The organism is Streptomyces sp. A0958, from assembly GCF_004795035.1.
Classification (GTDB): Bacteria; Actinomycetota; Actinomycetes; order Streptomycetales; family Streptomycetaceae; genus Streptomyces.
Genome location: NZ_SSBK01000004.1, coordinates 278,352 through 300,811 on the forward strand (window position 1 = coordinate 278,352; position 22,460 = coordinate 300,811).

A 22,460-nucleotide genomic window follows, 5' to 3' on the forward strand; every position below is an offset into this window, starting at 1 on the left:
GCAGACCACCCGGCCCGGGTCGGTCTCGCTACTCTCGCCTGATCCGATCGATAGTGCTCTCATCCGAGCAGAATCGATCAGGCGGGAGTAGTGATCGGTCGCACCTCGACCGAAAATGTTCACGCCGCCTTCATGCGGCTTTATCGAATCATTGATGGACTGCCCAAGGGCATGTCCGCAATGCGCGAAGACAGTGGAGTTCCCTTCCGAACACCGGAACCGGTAGGTGCTCCGTCGGCGCCCGATGCCATGGGCGGCGATGTCTCTCTTCGCTTTCACCCGCCCGTTGTCGGCGAAGGACGCCACACCGGCATGGTCGGCTTCGTCCTGCCCTCTTCCCCCCCGAAAACTCTCCCCAAAGGTGTGTCCCGGCATGCGCGAAAACGGCTCTGCCTCCTCGGAATCGGTTACCGAAGAGTTCTTCGGGACGACCATCGCCCAACGAGGCGTCTGGTACGGGCAACTGGTCGACCCCGACAGCCCGAAATACAACATCGGTGAATGCTTCGAGATCCGGGGCGACCTCGACGAGACGGTATTCGCCGCAGCGGTCGACCGGGCGGCCGACCTGTGCGACAGCCTGAACCTGGAGTTCGTCACGGAGGGCGACACCGTCCGCCAGCGCGTTGTCCACCGCCCCCAGGCCGGCGCCGGCCGGCTCCGTACCGTAGACCTGTCCCGCGCCGCCGACCCCGCCGCCGAGGTCGAACGCTATCTGGCCGAGGACATGGCATCCGCCGACACACTCCACCGCCCGCAGCACCACTTCGCGCTGCTGCGCGCCGGCAGCCGGCTGCACTACTGGTACGTGCGCTTCCACCACATAGCCGTCGACGGTCTCGGCGGAGCCGTCTTCACCCGCACCGTCGCCGACCTCTACGGGCGCGCGGTCCGGGGCGAAGACGTCGCCGAGGTCACCCTGCCCGCCGCACCCCTGCGCGAGCTCGTCGCCGACGAGGCGGCCTACCGCGACTCCGAGCGCTACGAGGCCGACCGCGCCTACTGGACCGGCAAGTTCGCCGACCTGGCACCCGGCAGCGCCGCGAACACCGCCGGGACCGGCGACGAGGCGCACAGCGGCAGAACGCTCATCCGCCGGCGCACCGACGCCCCCGCGACGGACGGCCCCGAAGGAGCGGACGTACGGCTGCACACCGGCGAGACACTGCCCGTCGGCGTCCTCGACGGCCTGCGCCGGCTCGCCTCCGCCCACCGCACCACCTGGAGCGCGGTCATGGTGAGCGCGGTCGCCGCCTACACCGCCAGGGTCACCGGAACCCGCGACGTCACCGTGGGCCTGGCCTCCAACGGCCGGCACGGCGGACTGCGGCACATCGTCGGCATGACCTCCAACATCCTGCCGCTGCGCCTGACCCTCACCACCGACATGACCGTCGGCGCACTCGTCCGCGAGGTCGCCGACGAGATGCGCGGCGCCCTGCGCCACCGCCGCTTCTCACGCGAACAACTCGCCCGGGAACTCAGCATGAACGACGACGCGAGCCGCCTCACCGGCGTCGTCGTCAACATCATGGGCTACGACTACGACCTCGACTTCGCCGGTGTCCCGGGCCCCTCCCGGGTCCTGTCCATCGGCCCGGTGGACGACGTGTCCCTCTTCGTCTCCGAACGGGCCGAGGGGAAGGGCCCGCTGATCGGGTTCGACGCCAATCCCGGGCTCTACCGCCCCGAGGACGTACAGCTGCACGAGCGGGCCGTGGTCTCCTTCGTGTCGGCCCTGGCCGATGCCGACCCCGGCCTTCCCCTGCGTGACCTGCCGCTCCTGGACGAGACCGCCGCCCGGGCGCTGCACGCGCGGGGACAAGGCGCCGCCCTGCCCGCACAGACCGTCGACACGGCCCTGCCGCAGGCGTTCCGCGCGCAGGCGCGCCGGACACCGGACGCCCCGGCCGTGGTGGACGGCACCCTCACCCTCTCTTACCGGCAGCTGGACCGCGCCGCCGACGACCTCGCGAGCGCCCTGACCGGCTGGGGCCTCGGGGCCGAGGGCGGAGTCGGCGTCCTACTGGGGCGTTCGGCCGCCGTGCTGACCGCCACCCTCGGCGCGGTCGCCGCCGGCGCGGCCTACGTGCCGATGGACGCCGCCTGGCCCGCCGAACGGCTCGACCGCGTCGCGGAGGCGGCCCGCGTCCGCGCCCTGATCGCCGACGAGACGACCGCCCGCTCGCCCTGGGCGCGGGAGGCGGCCGCCGCCGGCCTGCCGCTCCTCGTCGTGGACGCGCGCGGCCGTGTGCTGCACGGAGCCCCGCCCCGGCCGGGACCGCTGCCCCGGGTCGGCAGACCCGACCGGCTCGCGTACGTCATGTTCACCTCCGGCTCCACCGGCCTGCCCAAGGGAGTCGGCGTCACCCACGCCGACATCCTCGCGCTGGCCGCCGACCGCACCTGGACCGACGGCGTGTCCGACGCGGTGCTGCTGCACTCCGCGTACGTCTTCGACGCGTCCACCTTCGAGATGTGGGTACCGCTCCTCAACGGCGGCCGCGTGGTCGTCGCACCCGCCGGAGTCCTGGAGGCGCGGGTCCTCCACGACATGGTGGACACGTACGGTGTCACCGCGCTGTTCCTGACGACGGCCCTGTTCAACGTGATGGCCGAGGCGGACCCGGCGGTCTTCTCCGGGCTGCGCCTGGTCGCCGCCGGCGGGGAGGCCGCGACCCCCGACCTGATGCAGCGGGCCGCCGCCGCCTCGCCCCGCACCGTCGTCCTGCATGTGTACGGCCCCACCGAAACCACCACCTTCGCCGCCCGCCACCCCGTCACCGCCGACAGCACCGGTGTGCCGCCCATCGGCCGCGCGCTGGACGGCATGGGCCTCTACGTCCTGGACGACGCCCTCGCCATGGTGCCGCCCGGTGTCGTGGGGGAGCTGTACGTGAGCGGCCACGGTGTCGCCCGCGGCTACCAGGGCCGGGCTGCGCTGACCGCGGCCCGCTTCGTCGCCGACCCGTACGGCGTGCCCGGCGGACGGATGTACCGCACCGGCGACCTGGTGCGTTGGACCGCCGGGGGCGACATCGAGTACGTGGGGCGGGCGGACGGCCAGATCAAGCTCCGCGGCTTCCGCATCGAACCCGCGGAGACCGAGCACGTCCTGCTCACCGACCCCGACGTGCACGGTGCCTGCGTCGTCGTCCGCGAGGACACACCCGGTGACCGCCGGCTCGTCGCCTACGTGGTGCCCGCCCCCGGCGCCCGCCCGGATGCCGCCGCCCTGGCCCGCCGGGTCGGCCGCGCGCTGCCGGCGTACATGGTGCCCTCCGCGTTCGTGGCACTCGACGCCCTGCCCCTGAACCCCAACGGGAAGGTCGACCGCCGCGCCCTGCCCGCGCCCCGTACCGCCACCGGCGCGGGCCGGGCCCCGCGCACCGCGTACGAGGAGGTCCTCGCCGGGCTGTTCGCCGATGTCCTCGGCGTGCACGCGGTGGGCGTCGACGACAGCTTCTTCGCCCTGGGCGGCCACTCGCTGCTCGCCGCCCGCCTCACCGGCCGGGTGCGGGCGGCCCTGGGCGCCGAACTCGCCCTCGGCACGATCTTCGACCACCCCACGGTCGCCTCCCTCGCCGCAGTCCTGGACACCACCGGCGCGGCCCGGCCCGCCCTCGCACCGCAGCCGAGACCCGACGTACTCCCGCTGTCCTTCGCGCAACAGCGCCTCTGGTTCCTCAACCGGGCCGAGGGCCCCGGCGACACGTACAACGTGCCGCTCGTCCTCGAACTCGAAGGCCCCGTGGACGCCGACGCGTTGCGCGGCGCCCTGGCCGACGTGGTCGCCCGGCACGAGAGTCTGCGCACCGTCTTCGCCGAACACGACGGCGTCGCCCACCAGCACATCATCGACGCGGACTTTGCCGCCTCGCTCGTTCCCCTCCCCGTCGAACACCCTCCGGCCGAGGAGACGGCCGACGCCTGGGCGCGGGAAGAGGTACGCCGCCTGAGCACCGCCCCCTTCGACCTCACCGAGGACGCCGCCGTCCGCGCCCACCTGCTCCGCCTGGGACCGGCCCGGCACATCCTGGTCCTCGTCCTGCACCACATCGTCGCCGACGGCTGGTCCCTCGCCCCGCTCAGCCGTGACCTCTCGGCCGCCTACCGGGCCAGGAGCGAGGGCACGGGCACGCCCGACTGGGCGCCGCTGCGCGTGCAGTACGCCGACTACACCCTCTGGCAGCGCCGGCTGCTCGGCGACGAAGGGGCGGCGGACAGCCTGGCGGCCAGCCAACTCGCCTTCTGGCAGGAGGCGTTGCGCTCCATCCCCGACCTGCTCGGCCTGCCGCTGGACCGGCCCCGCCCGGCCGTGCCCAGCCACCGGGGCGCCTCCGTCCCCTTCGAGCTGCCCGCCCCCGCGCACGCCGCGCTCGTCCGGCTCGCGCGCGACGCAGGCTGCACCCCGTTCATGGTGCTTCAGGCAGCCCTCGCCGTGACGCTCAGCGCCCATGGCGCGGGCACCGACATCCCGCTCGGCACGGCGGTGGCCGGGCGCACCGACGAGGCCCTGGACGACCTGGTCGGCTTCTTCGTCAACACCGTCGTCCTGCGCACGGACCTCTCCGGCGATCCGACGTTCCGCGAACTGCTCGACCGCGTCAAGCAGTTCGACATCGCAGCCCTCGGCCACAGCGACCTGCCCTTCGAGCGGATCGTGGAGGCCGTCAACCCGGAGCGGTCCGGCGACCACCACCCCCTCTTCCAGACGATGCTGGTCCTCCAGAACCAGGAGCGGGCCGAGCCGGACCTGCCCGGCGTCACCGTCCACGACCGGTCCCGGCACCGCGGAGGCAGCAAGTTCGACCTGACCTTCTCACTGACCGAAACCACCGGAACCACCCGAACCACCGAGCCCACTGGAACCACGGAGCCCACCGGAACCTCCGAATCCGCAGAAACCGCCGGGGGCGACGAGAGGACCGCGAGCCTCGAAGCCCGGGGCATCGGCGGCTACCTGGAGTACGCCACCGACCTCTTCGACGCCGAGACCGCCCGCGCCCTGTGCGCACGCTTCGCGCGCGTCCTCACCCTGGCCGCGGCCGACCCCGGCCGCGCCGTCAGCACCCTGGACCCGCTCACCCCCGACGAGCGCGACGACCTCCTCGCCCAGGGACGCGGCGCGCTCGGTCCGCTCCCGGCGCAGACCGCCCCCGAGGCGGTACGGGAACAGGCCCGGCGCACGCCCGGCGCCGTCGCCGTGCGTGACGCGCACACCCACCTCACCTACGCCGAACTCGACGCCCGGGCCGACGCCCTCGCCCAGGTGCTGCGCGAGCGCGGCGCGGGCCGCGAGACCAGGGTCGCCATCGCCGCGCCGCCCTCCACGCACACCGTGGTCGCGATGCTGGCCGTGCTGCGGGCCGGCGCCGCCTACCTGCCGGTCGACCCGCAGTACCCGCACGCCCGCATCCGCCACATGCTGGACGACGCCCGTCCCGTCCTGCTCCTCACCACCGAGGACGTGCACGCGGACCTGCCCGCCCACGACATCCCGTGGCTCGCCCTCGACGACCCGGCGCCGCAGGCCGCGCACCCCGCCGCGCCGCTCCCGGACGCACCGCACCCGGCGGACCCCGCCTACGTCATCCACACCTCCGGGTCCACCGGCCGCCCCAAGGGTGTCGTCGTGCCGCACGCCGCCCTGGCCAACCACATGGCCTGGATGGCACGGCACCTGGCGATCACCCCGGAGGACCGCGTCCTCGCCCGCACCTCCACCAGCTTCGACGCGTCCGTGTGGGAGCTCTGGCTGCCCCTGATGAACGGCGCCGAAGTGTGCGTGCTGCCGTCCGGGGCCAACACGGAACCCGGCACACTGGTCTCCTGGATGAGCCGGTTCGGCGTGACCGTCGCCCAGTTCGTACCCTCCCACCTGAGCCTCGTCCTGTCCGAGGCGGCCCACGCCGCGCCCCTCCCTGGGCTGCGCGCCGTCCTGTGCGGCGGCGAACCGCTGCCGCGCGCCCTCGCGGAGGAGACGGCCACGCTGTGGGGGGCGGAGGTGCACAACCTCTACGGCCCGACCGAGGCCGCCATCGACGCGAGTGCCCACCGCGTCCCCGCCACCGCGGCAGGCGCCGCCACCCCGCACGACACGGTGCCCATCGGCCGCCCCGTCGACACCATGCGCGCCTACGTCCTGGACGACCGGCTGCGGCCCGTACCGCCCGGGGTCACCGGTGAGCTGTACCTCTCGGGCCCCAACCTCGCCCGTGGCTACCTGAACCGGCCCGGCCCGACCGCCACACGCTTCGTCGCCGACCCGTTCGACGGCACCGGCGCCCGCATGTACCGCACGGGAGACCTCGTACGGTGGAACCGGGACGGTCTGCTCGACTACGTCTCCCGCGCCGACGACCAGGTCAAACTGCGCGGATTCCGCATCGAGTTGGGCGAGATCGAGACCGCCCTGCTCGCGCGGACCGGGGTCACGGCCGCCTGCGCCGTCATCCGGGAGGACATACCCGGCGAGCGCCGCCTGGTCGCCTACGCAGTCACCGCCGACCCCGGCCTGCGCCCCGCCGCCCTGCGCGACGCCCTCGCCGAGACGCTTCCGCACTACATGGTGCCCGCCGCCGTCGTCGTCCTGGACGAACTGCCGCTCCTGCCCAACGGCAAGGCCAACCGGCGCGCCCTGCCCCCGCCCGAGGCGGATGCCGGGACCGGTGCCGACGCGACGGGGCAGCGCACCCCGCGCGAGGACCTGCTCGCCGGAATCTTCGCCGATGTGCTCCGACGCCCGGGCGTCCGCCCGCACGACAGCTTCTTCGACCTCGGCGGGCACTCACTCCTCGCCATGCGCGTCGTCAGCCGCGTCCGCGCCGTCCTCGGCGCCGACATCGCCGTACGCACCCTGTTCGAGCACCCGACCGTCGCCGGGCTCGCCCGGACCCTCGACACCCAGGGGCGCTCCCGCCTGCCGGTGCTGCCCGCCGCCGACCGGCCCGACCCGCTGCCCCTGTCCTACGCACAGCAGCGGCTCTGGTTCCTGAACCGGCTCGAAGGCCCCAGCTCCTCCTACAACATTCCGCTCGTCCTCGACATCGACGGCCCCCTGGACACCGACGCCCTGCGCGCCGCGCTGCGGGACGTCGTGGAGCGGCACGAGGCACTGCGCACCGTCTTCCCCGAACGCGACGGCGTGCCCCACCAGTCGGTCCTTCCCGCCGAAGCCGTCGCCCCCCGCCTTCCGGTGCTCCGCACGGCCCCCGCCGATCTGGAAGCGGCCGTACTGGACGCCGTGAGCGAGCCGTTCGACGTGCTCACCGACCCGCCGCTGCGCGCCCTGCTCCTGCGCACCGCACCCGGCCGCCACGTGCTCGTGCTCGTCCTGCACCACATCGCGGGCGACGGCTGGTCCCTCGCCCCGCTCGCCCGCCACCTCGGCGACGCCTACCGGGCCCGTCTCGCCGGCCGCGGGCCCGAGGCCGGCCGCCCGCTCCAGTACGCCGACTACACCCTGTGGCAGCACGCCGTCCTGGGCGACGCGGACGCCCCCGGAAGCGTGCTGCGCGAACAGCTCGACCACTGGCACACCGCGCTCGCCGGCCTGCCCGGGCTGATCGACCTGCCGCTGGACCGGCCGCGCCCCGTCACCACCGACCCCTCGGGCGCCGTCCACGGCTTCGACGTACCGCCCGAGCTGCACGCACGGCTCCTGCGCCTGGCAAGGGAGTCCGGCAGCACGCTGTTCATGGTGCTCCAGGCGGCGGTCGCCACCCTGCTGCACCGGCACGGTGCGGGTGACGACATCCCGCTCGGCACACCCGTGGCCGGCCGCACGGACGAGGCGCTGGAGGACCTGGTCGGCTTCTTCGTCAACACCCTGGTCCTGCGCACCGACCTCTCCGGAACCCCGACGTTCGGTGAACTCCTGGCCCGAGTCCGGGAGTTCGACCTCACGGCCTATGCGCATCAGGACGTGCCCTTCGAGCGGCTCGTCGAGAGCGTCAACCCGGTCCGGGCGCGCAACCACCACCCCCTGTTCCAGACCATGCTGGTCCTGCAGAACCAGGAGGCGGTCCGCCCCGACCTGCCGGGCCTCACCGTCGAGGACCGGCTCGTCCACAACGGCCTGAGCAAATTCGACCTCACCTTCGCGTTCGGCGAGGAGCGCGGCGGGGCCGGTCTGACCGCCGGAATCGAGTACGCCACCGCCCTCTTCGACCGCGCCACCGTCGAAGCCCTCGCGGACCGCCTGCTCAGGCTCCTCGGCCAGGTGGCGGCCGACCCCGCCCTGCCGCTCACGGACTACGACCTGCTGACGCCGGACGAACACGGCCGCGTCACCCGCTGGGGCACCGGCCGCGAACTGCCCGCCCCCGCCCCGCAGACCACCCTGCCCGCGCTCTTCGCCGCGCAGGCACACCGCACACCGGACGCCGTAGCCGTAGCGGACGGGGGCGCCTGCCTCACGTACGCCGAACTCGACCGTGTCTCCGCCGCACTCGCGCAGGCCCTGGCCGGCCTCGGAGCCGGCCCCGAGACCGGCGTCGGCGTACTGCTCACCCGCTCGCCGGCCGTCGTGACGGTCTCCCTCGGCGCCGTCCGCGCGGCCGCCGCCTACGTCCCGATGGACGCACGCTGGCCCCGGGAACGGCTCGGACAGGTCGCCGACGTGGCGGACGTGCGGGTCCTCGTCGTGGACGAGGCGGCCGCCGCCTGTGCCTGGGTCGAGGAGACCGCCCGCCGGATTCCGGTCGTGGTCGTGGACCGGTCCGGCCGCATCCTGCGCGGCGCGCCCCCGGCACCCGGCCGCCCCGCCGCCGTACCGGGGCCCGACAGCCTCGCGTACGTCATGTTCACCTCCGGCTCGACCGGCCTGCCCAAGGGCGTCGGCGTCACCCACGCCGATGTGGCGGCGCTGACGGCGGACTCCGCCTGGCGGGACGGCGCGGCCGACGCGGTCCTGATGCACTCCGCGTACGTCTTCGACGCCTCCACCTTCGAGATCTGGGCCCCGCTCCTGCACGGCGGCAAGGTCGTCGTCGCCCCGGACGGCGTCCTGGAGGCGCGGGTCCTGCGCGACGCCGTCCGCGAGCAGGCGGTGACCGCCGTCTTCCTGACCACGGCCCTGCTCAACGTGATCGCCGACACCGACCCCGGCGCCTTCGCCGGCCTCCGCCTCGTCTGCGCCGGCGGCGAACTGGCCTCGCCGGACGCCATGCAGCGGGTCGCCGGCGCCGCGCCCGGCGTACGCGTCCTCCACGTGTACGGGCCCACCGAGACCACCACCTTCGCCACCCGCTACGACGTGGCCGCCGACCTGCCGTCAGGACCTCCGCCCATCGGGCGCCCCCTGGACGGCATGCGGCTGTACGTCCTCGACGACTCCCTGGGCCCGGTCCCCGCCGGGGTCACGGGCGAGCTGTACCTCGCGGGGCGCGGGGTCGCCCGTGGCTACACCGGCCTGCCGGCACTGACCGCCACCCGGTTCGTGGCCGACCCGTTCGACCCGGCGGGCGGGCGCATGTACCGCACCGGCGACCTCGTCCGATGGACCCGTGACGGGCAGATCGCCTACGTCTCCCGCGCCGACAGCCAGGTGAAACTGCGCGGCTACCGCATCGAACCCGGCGAGATCGAATCCGTGCTGGCCTGCTGCGAGGGCGTCGCCGACTCCTTCACCGTCGTCCGCGAGGACGTCCCGGGCGACCGGCGGCTCGTCGCCTACGTGGTGCCCGCCGACACGGCAAACCCCGTACCCGCCGACCTCGCCGAAGCGGTCGCCAGATCCCTGCCCGCCTACATGGTGCCCTCCGCGTTCGTCCTGCTCGACGCGCTGCCGCTGACCGTCAACGGCAAGGTGGACCGCCGCGCCCTGCCCGCGCCCGAACACCGTGCCGCACCACGCGGGCGGGCCGCCCGCACCGCGCGCGAGGAGATCCTCTGCGGGCTCTACGCCGATGTGCTCGGCATCCAGGAGGCGGGCGTCGACGACGACTTCTTCGCCCTCGGCGGCCACTCCCTGCTCGCCACCCGGCTCGTCGCCCGCATCCGTACCGCGCTCGCCGTCGAGGTACAGGTCAAGGCCGTCTTCGAGCACCCCACGCCCGCCGCGCTCGCCGCCACACTGGACGGTGCCGAAGCGGCCGGCACCCCCCTGGAGCGCGCCCGGCACCGGCCCGATCCGCTGCCGCTGTCCTTCGCCCAGCAGCGCCTGTGGTTCCTCAACAGGTTCGAGGGGCCCAGCGCCACGTACAACGTGCCGCTGGTGCTGCGCCTGGACGGCCCGCTCGACGCGAAGGCCCTGGAGCGCGCCCTCGCGGACGTCGTGGAACGCCACGAGAGCCTGCGTACCGTCTTCCCCGAGACCGGTGGTGTGGCCCGCCAGCTCGTCCTCGACGCCGCCGGCGCCGACCTCGACCTGACACCCCGGCACACCGACCCGGCCCGGTTGGACGAGGTGCTGGCCGCCGAGGTGGCGCACGCCTTCGACGTGCGCACCGACCTGCCGGTACGGGCCCGGCTGCTCGGGCTCGGCGCCGAGTCCCACGTCCTCGTCCTCCTCGTCCACCACATCGCCGGAGACGGCTGGTCGCTCGCCCCACTGGCCCGCGACCTCGGCGACGCCTACCGCTCCCGCGTCCACGGCGAGGAGCCCGCCTGGCCGGGACTCCGCGTCCAGTACGCCGACTACACCCTCTGGCAGCGCGCCCTCCTGGGCGACGAGGACGACCCCGCCGGTCGGGCCGCCCGCCAACTGGACTTCTGGCGCACCGCCCTGGCGGGCGCCCCCGGCCTGCTCGCCCTGCCCCTGGACCGGCCGCGCCCCGCCGTCATGACGTATCGCGGGGACGCGTTCACCTTCCCCGTCGACACGGGTACGCACCTGGCCCTCGCGGAGCTGGCCCGCGCCCGGGGATGCAGCCTCTTCATGGTGCTCCAGGCCGCCCTGTCGGTCCTGCTCTCCCGGCACGGGGCCGGTGAGGACATCCCGCTGGGCACCGCAGTCGCCGGGCGCACCGACGAGGCCCTGGACGACCTCGTCGGCTTCTTCGTCAACACCCTCGTGCTGCGCACCGACCTGACGGGCGATCCCACCTTCACCGAAGTACTCGACCGCGTACGGGCGTTCGACCTGGCCGCCTACGCCCACCAGGACGTGCCGTTCGAACGGCTGGTGGACGCCCTCAGCCCGGCCCGGGCGCAGGACCACCACCCGTTGTTCCAGACCATGATCGTCCTCCAGAACCAGGCGGACAGCGCGCTCGGCCTGGACGGTCTCACCGTGACCGAACAGCCCGTGCACACCGGCATCAGCAAGTTCGACCTCACCTTCACGTTCACCGAGACCCGCGACGACGCCGGCCGGCCCGCCGGTCTCGACGGGGTCCTGGAGTTCTCCACCGACCTCTTCACCCACAACACGGCGCACGCACTGGCCGCGCGCCTGACCCGCCTGCTCGCCTCGCTCGCCGCCGACCCCGACGGGCGCGTCCGCACCGCCGCACTTCTGGACGCGGACGAACGCAGAGCCCTGGAGCAGGCCTCCCGGGGCCCTGTCCGGCCCGTCCACGCGCGCACCGTCCCCGAGGCGTTCCGCGTCCAGGCCGCCAGGACACCCGGGCAGACCGCCGTCCGGGCCGGCGCGCGGCGGCTCACCTTCGGCGAACTGGACACCCTGTCCGACGAACTGGCCGCGCACCTGCACGAGCGGGGCATCGGCCGCGGCGATCTCGTCGCCCTCGCCGCCGAAGGCACCGCCGACCAGGTCGTCGCGATGCTCGCGGTGGCCAAGGCCGGGGCCGCCTGCCTGCCCGTCGACCTGGACTACCCCGAGGCACGCGTCGCCCACATGCTGGACGACGCGTGCCCAGCGCTGTTCCTCGTCCACGGCGCCGCCCGCGCCTCCCGCGCCGCCCGGTTCACGACCGTGCCCCGCCTCGCCCTGGACGACCGGACCGCCTGGGCCACCGGACGCGCCGTGCCACCCCTGGCCGTGCCGGAGCCGGGCGACGCGGCGTACGTCATCTACACCTCGGGCTCCACCGGGCGGCCCAAGGGCGTCGTCGCCACCCACGCGTCCCTGACCAACCACATGGCCTGGATGGCCCGCCACCTCGCCCTCACCGACGAGGACCGGGTCCTCGCCCGGACCTCGCCGAGCTTCGACGCCTCGGTGTGGGAGACCTGGCTTCCCCTGCTGCACGGCGGCGCCACCTGCCCCGTACCGCCCGCGCTCAACCACGACCCGGCCGGCCTGCTGGCCCGGATGTGCGAGGAGGGCGTGACCATCGCCCAGTTCGTGCCCTCGCACCTCTCGCTGCTGCTCACCGAGACCGGCTCCGACGACGCGCCCACCACCCTGCGGGCCGTCGCGTGCGGCGGCGAGCCCCTGCCCCGGGCCCTGGCCGCACGCGCCGGCCGGGCCTGGCGGGCCGACGTGCACAACCTCTACGGGCCGACCGAGACCACCATCGACGCCACCGCCCACCACCTCGTCGCCGGGGGAGCGGACGGCACGGCGGAGGAAGGCGGTGTGCCCCTCGGCCGCCCCGTCGACAACACCCGCGCCTACGTCCTGGACGCCGCGCTCCGGCCGGTGCCGCCGGGGGTCACCGGCGAACTCCACATCGCGGGCGACGGCCTCGCACGCGGCTACCTGGGCCGCCCGGGCCTGACCGCGACCCGGTTCGTCGCCGACCCCTTCGGCCCGGCCGGAAGCCGCATGTACCGCACCGGCGACCTCGTCAGACGGGACACCGAGGGACTGCTCCACTACGTCTCCCGCGCCGACGACCAGGTCAAGCTGCACGGCTTCCGTATCGAACTCGGCGAGATCGAGGCCGCCCTCACCGCCGTCGACGGCATCACCGCCGCCTGCGCGCTCGTCCGTGAGGACCGGCCGGGCGAGCGGCGCCTGGTCGCCTACACCGTGAGCGGCACCGCCCGGCCCACCGACGGCGAACTACGCAGCCGGCTGACGGCGGCGCTGCCGCCCCACATGGTGCCCGCCGCCTTCGTGACCCTGGCCGCGCTGCCGCTCCTGCCGAACGGCAAGACGGACCGCGCCGCCCTGCCCGCCCCGGCACTCCCCGCCGCCGGCCGCCCTGGCAGGCAGCCGCGCACCGCGCAGGAACGCGCCCTGTGCGACGCCTTCGCCTCCGTACTGCGCGCCCCCGCCGTCCGCACCGACGACGACTTCTTCGCGCTCGGCGGCGACAGCATCCTCTCCATCCAGCTCGTCAGCCGGATACGGGAAGCAGGGCTCGGCGTCACACCGCGCGACGTCTTCGTCCACCGCACCCCCGAGGCCATCGCTGCCGTCGCCGCCCCGCTCGGCGGCGACACCACCGAACCGGCCGGCCACGGCACCGGCGAGATGCCGCCGACGCCCATCGCCGCCTGGCTCCTGGAACGCCCCGGCACGACGGACGGCTACAACCAGTCCGGCGTGCTCAGCACCCCCGCCGGAGCCGCCGAGGACACCCTCGTCGCCGCCCTCCAGCTCCTCGCCGACCACCACGACATGCTCCGCCTGCGCGTCACCCGCACCGCCGGGGGCGACCCCGTACTCGAAACGCTGCCGCCCGGCACCGTGCAGGCCCGGCGCCGCTTCACCCGCGTCGACATCACCGGGCTCGACGCCGACGCCGCCCGCGGCGTCCTCACCGAGGCGGGCGAACGGGTCCGCAGGCGCCTGCGGCCCTCCGCGGGGTCCGTGTTCGAGGCCGTCTGGTGCGACGCCGGACCCCGTGCACGCGGCCGGCTGCTCCTGGTCGTGCACCACCTGGCCGTCGACGCGGTCTCCTGGCGCGTCCTCGCCGAGGACCTGGCCCACGCCTGGCAGGCGGCCACCCGGGCCACGGCGGCCGGTACGGACGCCGTCGCGGACACCGCGCTGCCCGCCGCGACCACCTCGTACCGGCGCTGGGCGCAACTCCTCACCGCCCAGGCCAACGGCCCGGCACGGCAGGCCGAACTCCCGCTGTGGGAGGAGGTGCTGAGGACACCGGACCCCCAGCTCGGGTACCGGCCGCTCGACCCGTACCTGGACACCGCCGACGGGACGCGCACCCTCGTCGCCCACCTGCCCGCCACCTGGACGAAGCCCCTGCTCACCACCGTCCCCGGCGCCTTCCACGCCGGAGTCGACGACATCCTGCTCACCGGACTCGCCCTCGCCGTCAACGCCTGGCGCGCCCAGCGCCCCTCCGGCCCCCGGCCGGACACCGCCGTCCTGCTCGACCTGGAGAGCCACGGCCGCGAACAGATCACCGACCACGTCGACCTGTCCCGCACGGTCGGCTGGTTCACCAGCCTCCACCCGGTCCGGCTCGACCCCGGGCCGCTCGACGGACGTGACCCGGCACGCTTCGGTGCCGCGCTCGTTGAACGTGCAGTGAAGCGCGTCAAGGAGCAACTGCGCGGCATCCCCGACCACGGGGTCGGCTACGGGATGCTGCGCCACCTCAACCCCGCGACCGGCCCCCGGCTGGCCGCCGCCGCGCCCCAGATCGGCTTCAACTACCTGGGACGGTACGCCGCACCCGGGGAGGCGGCGGGCGGCGACTGGGACGTCCTGCTCGACGCGGGCGGACCGCGCAGCCAGGACCCGGACATGCCCGTCCACCACGTCCTCGACATCAACGCGCACACCGAGGACCTGCCGGACGGCCCCCGCCTGGTGGCCCGCTGGACCTGGCCCAGCGACCTCCTCAAGGAGGAGGACGTGGGCGCCCTGGCCGAGGCCTTCACGCGCGCCCTGCGCGCGATCGCCGAGCACGCCGAACAGCCCGGAGCAGGCGGCTACACGCCGTCCGACCTTCCCCTGGTGTCGCTCAACCAGAACCAGATCGACCGACTGCAGAACAAGTGGGGTGGACGCAAGTGAACGGGTTCCAACTGGAGGACGTACTCCCGCTGACGCCGCTGCAGGCCGGCATGTACTTCCACGCCCTCTACGACTCCCAGGCCGTGGACGTCTACACCGCGCAGTTCGTCTTCGACATCGAGGGCCCCGTCGACGTACCCGCCCTGCGCGCCGCCATCGGCGGCCTGCTGCGCCGCCACGCAAACCTGCGCGTCGGCTTCCTCCACGAAGACCTGGACGAGCCCGTGCAGGCGGTCGCCGCCGAGGTCCCCGTCCCCCTGGAGGAACTGGACCTGACCGGCCCGGACGCCCCGGACCCCGACGCCACGCCGGAGCGGCTGACCGCCTTCCTCGCCGCCGACCGCACCCGCCGCTTCGACCTGGCCACCCCGCCCCTGATGCGGTTCACCCTCGTACGCACCGCCCCGGCGCGGCACCGCCTGGTCATGACGAGCCACCACATCCTGTTCGACGGCTGGTCACTGCCCCTGCTCGTACGCGAGCTGTTCGAGCTGTACGCGGCCGGCGGCGACGACAGCGCCCTGCCGCGCGTCACCCCCTACCGCGCCTACCTCGTCTGGCTCTCCCAGCAGGACCGCACCGCCGCCCTCGACGCCTGGGCCGCCGCCCTGGCCGGAATCGAGACGCCGACCCTCCTCGCCGGTCCGGGCGGCGCGGACGGCCCCGGCTCGGCCGAACTGCCCGAAACGCTCGTCCTCGACCTGGACGCGGCCACGACGCACCGCCTGACCGAAACGGCCCGCGCCCACCGCCTGACCCTCAACACCCTGGTCCAGGGCGCCTGGGGGCTGCTGCTCGGCCACCTCACCGGCCGGCCCGACGTGGTGTTCGGCGCCACCGTGTCCGGGCGCCCGCCGGAGATCCCCGGCATCGAGTCCATGGTCGGCCTGTTCATCAACACCGTGCCCGTACGGCTCAGCCCCGCACCCGGCGAGACCCTGGCCGCGCTCCTGACCCGGCTCCAGGAGGAACAGGGCCGGCTGCTGGGCAGCCAGCACGTCGGCCTGAGCGACATCCGGGGCGTCACCGACCTGGACGAACTCTTCGACACACTGGTCGTGTTCGAGAACTACCCGATGGACGCCGAGGCCCTGCGCACCGCCCAGCGCGGACTGCCGGGACTCACCGTCACCGGGTTCAGCGGCACGGACGCCGCCCACTACCCCCTCACCCTCACCGTCGCCCCGGGGGACACCCTGAGGATCACCTTCGGCTACCGGGCCGCCGTGCTCGACCGGCAGGAGGTGGCCCACACCCTCTCCCGCATGCGCCACCTACTGACGGCGATGGCACAGGGCCTCGACGGCCGCGCCGACACCGCCCCCGTCCTGCTGGACAGCGAGCGCGAGCAGCTGATCGCCCAGGGCACGGGCGCCGGACTCCCCAGCGGCACAACGGCCGTGAGCGTTCCGGAGGCCGTCGCCGAGGGCGCCCGCCGCCACCCGGACGCGGTCGCCGTCTCGGGAGCGGGCGAGCAGCTGACGTACGGGCGGCTCAGCGACCTCGCGGACGACCTCGCCGGCGCCCTGACCGGGCTCGGGACCTGCGCCGAGGACGGCGTCGGCATCCTCGTCGCCCGCTCGGCCGCCACCGTCACCACCTCCCTCGCCGCACTGCGCGCGGGCGCCGCCTACGTCCCGCTCGACCCGCGCTGGCCCACCGAACGGCTCAACCGCGTCACCGAGGTCGCCCCCCTGCGCGTCCTGATCGTCGACGAGACCACCCACACCCTCCCGTGGGTGCGCCAACTCGGTCCCGAGACCGCCGTGCTGACCGTCGACGCGGCGGGCCGGGTCCTCGCCGGGGGCCCGGCCGCCGCGGGCGTGCTCCCCAAGGCCACGGGCGGCCGCCGGCTCGCGTACGTGATGTTCACCTCCGGCTCCACCGGACTGCCCAAGGGCGTCGGCGTCACCCACGCCGACGTGAGCGCCCTGGCGGCCCACCGGGGCTGGGGCGACGGCGCCGCCGACGCCGTCCTGCTGCACTCCGCGTACGTCTTCGACGCCTCCACCTTCGAGCTCTGGGCCCCGCTCCTCAACGGCGGACGCGTCGTCGTGGCACCCGAAGGACCGCTCCAGCCCTCCGTGCTCCGGGACCTCGTGACCCGGTACGGCGTCACCGCGGCCTTCCTGACGACGGCCCTGTTCAACGTCCTGGCCGAGACCGACCCGGGCTCCCTCGGCCAACTGCGCCTGGTCGCCGCGGGAGGCGAGGCCGCCGCCCCCGGAGTCATGCAGCGCCTCGCCGCCGACCACCCCGGGACCACCGTCCTGCACGTCTACGGACCCACCGAGACCACCACCTTCGCCACCGCCCACCACGTCGGACCCGACGACACCCCCGGCGGCGCCGCCCCCATCGGACGCCCGCTCGACGGCATGCGCGCCTACGTCCTGGACGCCGCGCTGCGACCCGTGCCGCCCGGAGCCGAGGGCGAGCTGTACCTCGCGGGCCCCGGCGTCGCGCGCGGCTACCTCGGCCGGCCCGGACTCACCGCCACCCGCTTCGTCGCCGACCCCTTCGACCGCGCGGGCGGCCGGATGTACCGCACCGGCGACCTGGTGCGGCGCGGCGACGACGGCAGCCTGCGGTACGTCGCCCGGGCCGACCAGCAGATCAAACTGCGCGGCCACCGCATCGAACCCGCCGAGATCGAAACGGTCCTGCGCGACCACCCGGCCGTGCGCGCCGCCTGCGTCCTCGTACGCGAGGACCTGCCCGGAGACCGCACCCTCACCGCCTACGTCGTCCCCGCGGCCGGCGAGACCCCCGAGCCGGGGCTGCTCGCCGCCCACGTCGGCAGCCTGCTGCCCGCCTACATGGTGCCGGCCGTCATCCAGCCGCTCGACGCGCTGCCCCTGACCCCCAACGGCAAGATCGACCGGGCCGCCCTGCCCGCACCCACAGGACCGCGCACGGCTGCCGGACGTGCCCCGCGCAGCGCCATGGAGGAGATCCTCGCCGGGCTGTTCGCCGACGTGCTCGGCGTACCCCGCGTCGGCACCGACGACAGCTTCTTCGCCCTCGGCGGCCACTCCCTGCTCGCCACCCGCCTCGTGGGCCGCATCCGCACCGCCCTGCACACCGAGACCGACATCCGCACCCTCTTCGAACACCCCACCGTCGCCGCGCTCGCCACCGCCCTGGAGGGTGCGGACGGCACCACCCGCCCCGCCCTCGTTCCGCAGCCGCGCCCCGCCACGCTCCCGCTGTCGTACGCCCAGCAGCGCCTGTGGTTCCTCCACCGGCTCGACGGCCCCTCCGCCACGTACAACATCCCCCTCGCCGTACGCATCGACGGACCGCTCGACGCCGACGCGCTGTGCCAGGCCGTCGCCGACATCATCGGCCGGCACGCCGCCCTGCGCACCCTCTTCCCCGAGGGCGACGACGGACCGCACCAGCACATCACCGCACCCGACGACGTCCTCATCCCCTTCGCGATGGAGGCCGTCGACGAGGCCAAGCTCCGCCACCGGGTCGCGGCCGCCACCGCCGAACCGATCGACATCGAGCACAGCCTCCCCCTCCGGGCGACCCTGCTGCGCCTGGCCCCCGACGCCCACGTCCTGATCCTCGTGGTCCACCACATCGCCGCCGACGGCACCTCCCTGGCCCCTCTCGCCCACGACCTGGGCGCCGCCTACCGGGCCCGCATCCGCGGCGAGGAACCCTCATGGGCGCCGCTGCCCGTCGACTACGCCGACCACACCCTGTGGCAGCGCGACCTCCTCGGTGACGAACAGGACGACGACAGCCTCGTATGCCGTCAGCTCACCCACTGGAAACACGCGCTGGACGGGCTGCCGGAAGCCATCGAGCTGCCCTGGGACCGTCCGCGCCCCGCCACCTCCCGGCACACCGGTGCCACCCTCGGCTTCTCCGTGGACCGCGCCACCGCCCGCCAGGTCACGGAACTCGCCCGCACCTGCGGATGCAGCGTCTTCATGGTGCTCCAGGCCGCCCTGGCGACCGTCCTGTCCCGGCACGGCGCCGGTGACGACATCCCCCTGGGCACAGCCGTCGCCGGACGCACCGACGAAGCGGCGACCGGCCTCGTCGGCTTCTTCGTCAACACCCTCGTGCTGCGCACCGACCTCAGCGGCGACCCCACCTTCCGCGAACTCCTCGGCCGGGTGCGGGAATTCGACCTCGCCGCGTACGCGCACCAGGACGTTCCCTTCGAGCGCCTGGTCGAACTCCTCAACCCCGCGCGCGCCCAGAGCCACCACCCGCTCTTCCAGACCATGCTGGTCCTCCAGAACCAGGCGTCCGCCGCCGTCGACCTGCCCGGCCTCACCGTCTCCGGCGTGCCCGCCGAAGCCGAAGTCAGCAAGTTCGACCTGTCGTTCGCCTTCACCGAGACCTACGACGAGAGCGGCGCCCTCGACGGCCTGCGGGCCACCGTCGACTACGCGACGGAACTCTTCGACGCGCCGACGGTCCACGGCCTCGCGGACCGGCTCGCCCTGCTGCTCGGCGCCGTCACCGCCGACCCGGACCGGCCCGTGCACACGTACGACCTGCTCACACCGGCCGAGCACCGCCGCCTCACCGTCCTCGGCACCGGGCCCGCCGGCGACCTGCCCCCCGCGACGGTCCCCGCACTCTTCGAGGAGTGGGCCCGGCGCACCCCCGACGCCCCGGCGGTCCGCGACGCGCACACCACCCTCACCTACGGCGAACTCGACGCACGCGCCGACGCCCTCGCCCGGCACCTCGCCGACCGGGGCGTCGGCCCCGAGGACCGGGTCGCCGTCGCCCTGCCCCGCACCCGTCACCTGGTCGTCGCCCTGCTCGCCGTCCTCAAGTCCGGCGCCGCCTATGTGCCGCTGGACCCCGACTACCCGGCCAAGCGCCTGTCGTACATGCTCGACGACGCCGGCCCGCGCCTGCTCCTCACCACCCCCGAGATCCACCACCGCCTCCCCGCGAACCCGGTCCCGCACCTGTACACCGACGCACTCGCCACCGACGAACTCGCCACCGGCGACCGCACCCCCGCACGTGTCGCCGCCCCCGCACACCCGGCCAACCCGGCGTACGTCATCTACACCTCCGGTTCCACCGGCCTGCCCAAGGGCGTAGTCGTCACCCACCGCGGCGTCCGGGCCATGGCCAGGACCCAGAGCGAGCGGCTGCGCGTCGGGCCCGGCAGCCGGGTGCTGCACATGGCGTCGGTCAGCTTCGACGCCGCGTTCTGGGAGCTGTGCATGGGCCTGCTCTCCGGGGCCTGCCTGGAGATCGACGCACGCGACGCCCTGCTGCCCGGCCCCGCCCTGGCCGGCCTCGTACGCGCACGGGGAGTCACCCACCTCACGATCCCGCCCGCCGCCCTCGCCGTGATGCCGCCGGGCTCACTGCCCACCGGCATCACCATGGTGCTCGCCGGCGAGGCGTGCCCGCCCGCCCTCGTCCACGCCTGGGCCAAGGACCGCTTCCTCGTCAACGCCTACGGCCCGACGGAGACCACCGTCTGCGCCACCATGAGCGCCTTCCAGCACGCGCAGGGGCCGCTCGCCCCCGACAGCTCCGTCCCCATCGGCGCCCCCGTCGACGGCACCCGCGTCCACGTCCTGGACGACCGGCTGGCCCCCGTACCGCCCGGCGTCGTCGGCGAGCTGTACGTCTCCGGCGAAGGGGTCGCCCGCGGCTACCTCGGCCGGGCCGCCCTCACCGCGTCCCGCTTCGTCGCCGACCCCTTCGACCGCGCGGGCGGCCGCATGTACCGCACCGGCGACCTGGTGCGGTGGACGACGGACGGCCGCCTCCTCTACATCTCCCGCGTCGACGACCAGGTCAAGCTCCGCGGCTTCCGCATCGAACTCGGCGAGATCGAGGCGGCTCTCACCGCCCTGCCCGGCGTGGCCGCGGCCTGCGTCACCGTCCGCGAGGACCGGCCCGGCGACCGCCGCCTCGTCGCGTACACCGTTTCCGACCAGGACACACCCGACCCGGACTGGGCCGGCCTGCGCACCCACCTCGCCGCCGTCCTGCCCGACCACATGGTCCCCGCCGCCCATGTCCGCCTCGACGCCCTCCCCGTCACCCCCAACGGCAAGACCGACCGGCGCGCCCTGCCCGCCCCCGGCAACCCGGTGGCGGCCGGCGGGCGGGCTCCCCGCACCGCACGTGAGCGCGCCCTGTGCGAAGTGTTCGCCCAGACGCTCGGCCTGCCCGAAGTGGGCGTCACCGACGACTTCTTCGCTCTGGGCGGCCACTCCCTGCTCGCCGTGACCCTGGCACGCCGGATCGGGGAGCGATGCGGCCGGCGCCCCTCCCTGCGGGCCCTGTTCGCGACGCCCACCGTCGAGGGCGTCGACCGCCTGCTGGGCAGTGAGCCGGGGGAGGAGGAGCACGAGGACGCGGCCGCCCCGGACCTCGCCGCCGAGGTCGGGCTCGCCCCCGACATCACCGGCGCGCGCCGCGGCCTCGCCCAGCCGGACCCCGTGCGCCGGCCCGCACGCCCCGCCGCCCGGCCCCTGCTCACCGGCGCCTCCGGCTTCCTCGGCGCGTTCCTCCTGCGCGACCTCATCGAGGCCACGGACGGCCCCGTCGACTGCCTCGTACGGGCCGCGAGCCCCGACAGCGCGGCGCAACGGCTCCGGGCCAACCTGGAGCACTACGGACTGTGGCGCCCCCGGTACGCGGACCTGATCCACCCCGTCCCGGGCGACCTCGCCGCCCCCGGCCTCGGCCTCGCACCGGACGAGCGGACGGCTCTGGCCCGCCGCCTCGGCCCCGTCCTGCACAACGGGGCGCGGGTCAACTTCGCCGCCCCGTACGGCGATCTGCGCGCCCCCAACGTGGCCGGCACCGAGGAACTGCTGCGCCTCCTCGCCGACTCCGCCTCGCCCGGTATGCACTACATCTCCACCACCGGTGTGTACGCCCCGACGCGCGGCACCGACCCCGCTCCCCTCACCGAGGCGTCCCCGACCGGCCCGGCGGCCGACCTGCCCGACGGATACGCCCAGAGCAAATGGGTCGCCGAGCAACTCGTCGGCCTGGCCCGGGACCGGGGGCTGCCGGTGACCGTCCACCGCCCCGGCCGTATCAGCGGCGACACCGCCACCGGCGCCTGCCAGGACCGCGACCTGCTGTGGCAGCTCATCAAGGGCTGCCTCCAGGCGGGCGCGGTGCCCGACCTGCCGCACGGGACGACCGACTGGGTGCCCGTGGACTACGTCAGCGCCGCGGTCGTCGCGCTCAGCGCGTCCGGCGAGGCCGAGGCGGAGACCTACCACTACACCAACCCGGACGCGCCGGCCCTGGACCGCGTCTTCGAGGTGGCGGGCGGCCTCGGCTACGAGTTGCGCACCGTGTCCCCCGAGGAGTGGAGGGCCCGCGTGGCGGAGCACCCCGACAACGCCGCGCAGTTGTTCCTCGGCGACGACGGGCAGGCCGGGAACGACGAGGCGGACCACCGCCGCTTCGACTCCCGCCGCACGGCCCGGGCCGCCGAAGCGGCGGGCGTTCGCCAACAGCCCCTCACCGACGACGTCCTGAGCCGCTATCTGACGTACTTCCAGGTCTCGGGCTTCCTGCCGACGACCCCCGGAGCGCGGCCCACGTCCTAGCCGGGGGCGCGCCGACCGACACGAGGCGATGGGAGCAC

General features: G+C 74.6%; 2 protein-coding genes. Both read left to right on the plus strand.

Going from position 1 to position 22,460, the window contains the following annotated elements:
* Positions 1-373 precede the first annotated feature (373 nt).
* Positions 374-14,842, plus strand: a complete 14,469-nt coding sequence (locus E6P78_RS06510) for a non-ribosomal peptide synthetase (RefSeq protein WP_136202537.1) — start codon at positions 374-376, stop codon at positions 14,840-14,842.
* Entirely contained in the window at positions 14,839-22,422 is a 7,584-nt protein-coding gene (locus tag E6P78_RS06515; protein WP_136202538.1) for a non-ribosomal peptide synthetase, read from the plus strand. The genes E6P78_RS06510 and E6P78_RS06515 overlap by 4 nt, the downstream gene beginning before the upstream one ends.
* Positions 22,423-22,460: the final 38 nt, after the last annotated feature.

Bases quoted from the DNA above. Each gene is read 5' to 3' on its own strand.
- E6P78_RS06510 (WP_136202537.1), top strand. From the start codon at position 374: ATGCGCGAAAACGGCTCTGCCTCCTCGGAATCGGTTACCGAAGAGTTC.